Annotated in this window: 3 protein-coding genes; 1 reads left to right on the top strand and 2 read right to left on the bottom strand. The window is 42.9% G+C overall.

The genetic code is table 11. The annotated features are described in order from the left end of the window. Window positions 1-257 precede the first annotated feature (257 nt). Together ACYVK4_RS01920 and ACYVK4_RS01915 are read right to left on the bottom strand one after the other, a co-directional pair. The gene (locus ACYVK4_RS01920; RefSeq protein WP_461125804.1) at window positions 258-704 is read right to left on the bottom strand and encodes a helix-turn-helix domain-containing protein; all 447 of its coding nucleotides are present in this window, start codon (window positions 702-704) and stop codon (window positions 258-260) included. Window position 705: 1 nt separating this feature from the next. Next, on the bottom strand, window positions 706-1,038 hold the full coding sequence (locus ACYVK4_RS01915; protein ID WP_461125803.1) for a type II toxin-antitoxin system HigB family toxin: 333 nt from the start codon (window positions 1,036-1,038) through the stop codon (window positions 706-708). Window positions 1,039-3,175: 2,137 nt separating this feature from the next. Here ACYVK4_RS01915 and ACYVK4_RS01910 point away from each other — a divergent pair. Continuing rightward, window positions 3,176-3,841: a TetR/AcrR family transcriptional regulator gene (locus tag ACYVK4_RS01910; RefSeq protein ID WP_461125802.1), complete on the top strand. Its 666-nt coding sequence runs from the start codon at window positions 3,176-3,178 to the stop codon at window positions 3,839-3,841. Window positions 3,842-4,146 lie beyond the last annotated feature (305 nt).

Raw genomic sequence — 4,146 nt, 5'->3', positions numbered from 1 at the left:
TCAAGGGATTTAAGGCAGCGAAGGCGTTGCTAGCGTGAAAACCGTCTTATCGGCTTAAGTCTAGTGACATCTTCGCCAAAAGGAATGGTTTTTAACGTAGCCCCAACTTCAACAGTTTTCGGCTTTGTCTCTTGTTATCCACTATTCGCCCATATTCTGATATTCTCAGACGGCTGGATTTTACCTAATGAGAAGATCAGACTATCTCCAGCAAAGCTCCACAGATGTCACTCAAGAGTTCAACTCTAAAATTGATTCTAAGCTAGTTGCAGATCTTTGCGAGTGTTCATAACACTGGCATTTTTCAAGTGGGTGTTTTCGGGCACCTTCAATTTATAGGGCCGGTTGAACGCTTCCTGAGAAACACTAAAGTAGCTTGAAAGAGTCCTGATGATCTCCTTGGACAACCCTTTCTTATAATGCAAAATATCCGACACAAGACTTTTACTTACGCCCAGAATCTGGGTCAGATCTTTCGCTTTGAGCGACTTCTCACTCATTAATGCTGTGAGCAACTCAATGGGATCGGTATCTTCAAATGAGTTATGTTCGGCATCCCACTTTTCAATCAGATAAGTGAGCAACTCGATTTCATCTTGCGTATTCTCGCCTTGATCCTCGCTATTCACTAGCCTTTCCAAAGTAGCACAGTAGTCACTATACTGTCTCTCAGATTTGATTATCTTGTATTGGAGTGCTTCCATTTTAGTAGCTATTTACGGTATACTGTTCGTTGTGCTTACAGAGCTTATCATACTGGGCGTGGGTTCCTATCCAGCAAATAAAGAGATGAACCTGGCTCTTGCCAAAGGCATATTTGCAGATCATCCTATAGTTGTTACCGCCAATATCAAACACAACACGGTTGGTGCCATTACCCAGCAAATCAGCGGCCCCAAACGTATCTTTAATAGCCTCGGGCATCTGCCAGTCGGCAAACTTGACTGCGGTGAGCCAAACCTTGAACGAAGTTTTACTGCGAGCGTTCTTTTCAGCGTAAGCCTCAATCGTCTCCTTCCTGATTAGATGAGCCTTCATAAGCCACTGTAAATATACGGAAAAAGTTCACAAAATGTGAACTCTCAAAGTACATCGACAAGAGGCTGCCTCATTTGGGAGCAAATTATAAGACTATAATTTTTTTATTATCTGTTTAATCCCAACGGCAGACCGGCCCTCAATTGCGGGCGAATCACTTCACCCAATGATATCAATAAGATAAATCTAGTTAATCAATAGAACTTTACTATCAACAAAAGGTTTATTCCTTATAGAGTCAGAGGCCGAGATGAGCCTTTGATGGTGTGGATAAAAATGGAAACCAGACTAACAGGGTTAGTCTGGTTTTTTCCCATTAAGTTAACTAAAATGGCGTTTGAGGCCATCGATAAACGCAATGGCTTAATGCATTTGCCTATAGGAAAGGTTAAGCTTACGGGGTTTGACAAGGCAGCAAACGAATACTCTCGTAGGCGGCCCGTTTATACTGAGCCAGTAAGCTGTTAATCAGCGTCAAATTGCTAAGGCTGTTTAAAAAGTCCCCGGTAGGAACATCCGCCTTCGTCGAAGCGTGTTTATCCTGATTCACAAGTAGTATTTACGTTGAGGTTGTTGAGCATTCAATCTATATACTTACTATTTAAAGTTATGCTGTTATTTTATATTTTACTAATTAGAAATCAATTTTTGTTAATATGTAGTAAATAATTGCCCGTTGTGTGCTGCGGCAGGTATCCCAGTGGCGACGCGACGGCCAGCCGCTGCTGGCCACTTGCCCGTTCTTAAACAATGAGCCTGATTAGACGCCCTACTTATAGAAGCAGATAAACGAACGTCTTTGAGTTTCGCCTTGGAGCGAATTGTGAGCCAATGATTTAACTCCTGTCCACTCTAGTTCGTAGTATACGGCTCGGCTTGCGCTTCATTTATGTTCGTCTATGCTCCGTCATCCAGTCACTCCGCCTTTTGACGGCTGCTTTGGCGGTCCGATCTTTGCGGCTCGGCCAAGGCATTTCTTAAATATCGTCGGCCATCGTGACGCGGCCCGACTTGTGGTGTCGCCCGTGACACGCCAAAAAAAGTCGCTTCGGAATGGGCAATGCACAGTTCGTTGAGGTCCAACCGGCGTTCGCCATAGTTGCCAGCTGGTAAGCGAAAGCTGCTTTATACTATAGAGAAGAAAAATGTGACAAAATGTTTGGTAGTAACCTTGGCTCGAAATATGGAACCCGATGGCAGGTAGTCAATGATACCAATACTAGGAGGTTTAAATGAGTCTTCGACCGCTACATCGTACTTTTTATACACATACTACAGATTAATCCTGTTATTTTTTAGTTTATAAAATTTAGAATAACGTATAACAAATGTTAAACATTTATATACTTAACTATTTGTACCCATAAAATATATACGTTAAACTACTTAGTATTAATGTCAAATAAATACCTAGATATGTTAAAATACAATTGCTTTATCCTGAAACTTCATATGACAAACTGCCAAGTAAATAACTAAATTAGCGCCATATTTTGCAAACGTAAACTTGTACTTAACTTTAAACAAATTGTTTATGGTAGTTAATTTTACAGAATTACTAGTTCACGGTCATAAGAAAAATTACTCATGGTGGTTTGAGTCTTTTACCGTCGCTTTAGATGTGCTCAGTAACCTGACTGCTAAAGGCCGTCACATCTTACACGCGGAGTTCATCGAGAATGATCAACGGTTTTGGGTGCCTCTGGATGTCTTAGATGGGGGAAGCTTTTCGGTTCCCTTTCAGCAACTCGAGAAACAGTGGAAAACCGTTTTGGACAATCCCATCTCTACCCCCGCTGTGAGTTGACGGAAGAACTAGAACACCCCTGTTCCCCTCAGTTAAGACGACGGGTAGAATTTGCATTGTTACTTTAACAAACAGAAAGCCAGGGGCCAGCTCCTGGCTTTCTGTTTGTTAAAGTAAAGCCGTGTGACTAGACCAAACACAGCAAAGCCTATAGCTAATCAGCTAATCTATATTTAGTACGAATACACTTAATCATCGTACGAAGCATCCCCCTGGATCAGGTCTAATCTGATTAAATTTCATTCGACTGACAACCATATAATAGACATTTCGTTTATCCCTTTTAAGTAGTTGATCATTCCTTCATTCACTAAAGCGATACACCTTCTTTTGGAAACTAATAAACGAAACCGCGCCCAGACCACGGAACGAATTCTTATTGCCTTTGAGCAGTTAGTGAGCGATCAAGGTGTAGAAGGACTCACCCTAACCCGACTGGCCGAGCGAGCCTTGGTCAGCAAGGTACTCCTTTACCGCTATTTTGGCAATATGGAGGGTCTTCTGGCTTACTATATTCAACTCGGGCGGGTAATTCCTCAGTATGAACCCCAGCAGATTGAACAGATACGACCTGTGCAGAAAAAGGATTTAGCCGGCGTCTGGTCAGCTAGCGTATTACAGATTTTCGAGAACATGCGGGCCAAACCGGCGGCCCGCGCTTTACTTAAAGCTTCCATCAAGGAAAATGACCCCCTGGCGGATGCATCCAATAGGAGTCTTGATCGGGAATTAATCAAATTGGTGGATCAACTCTCGTTTGTCGAGGGGGGGGATAAAGAGGCCATTTCAGCGGTAGTTCTGGGAGGTTTGTCCTACCTGACCATTCTGGCCCAGCTTGACCGACCGTTTGTTGGCCTTGATTTGCGTAATCAGGCTGACTGGCAGCGGGTCGAACAAACAATCAAATTAATTTATACAGCGTTGGCGAAAATGGCCGTCGACTCACCCGTAATTAAAATGAAGGAAGCGCAAACGAGCTTAGGCTTTACGCTTTAAAAACGCTGGTAATCGCTGGTCGTACTGGAATGGCACATTTTGGGGGATCAGGCAAAAGCTTACCTAGATCACTGACTTCAGGTTGACATATTCAAGCGGTAATAGAAGGAAACGATTATCAGTAACTCTCTATCTCCGATTGGATAGCCGTATGCTACAGATGGTACCGCGGTGGCGGGTCACTTGACATTTATTAAAACCAAGTGCCCAATTGAAGGCCCAATTTATGAAATAAGCACATGGACTTTCCTTCGTCTCAAGAGGGAGCGATTAAAGAGAAGTTAGAAACTGCCCATCAACACATC

The sequence above is a fragment of the Spirosoma aerophilum genome, assembly GCF_054782495.1.
Note: the sequence above shows the minus strand (reverse complement) of the source record. Positions and strands in the feature narration are given on the sequence as shown.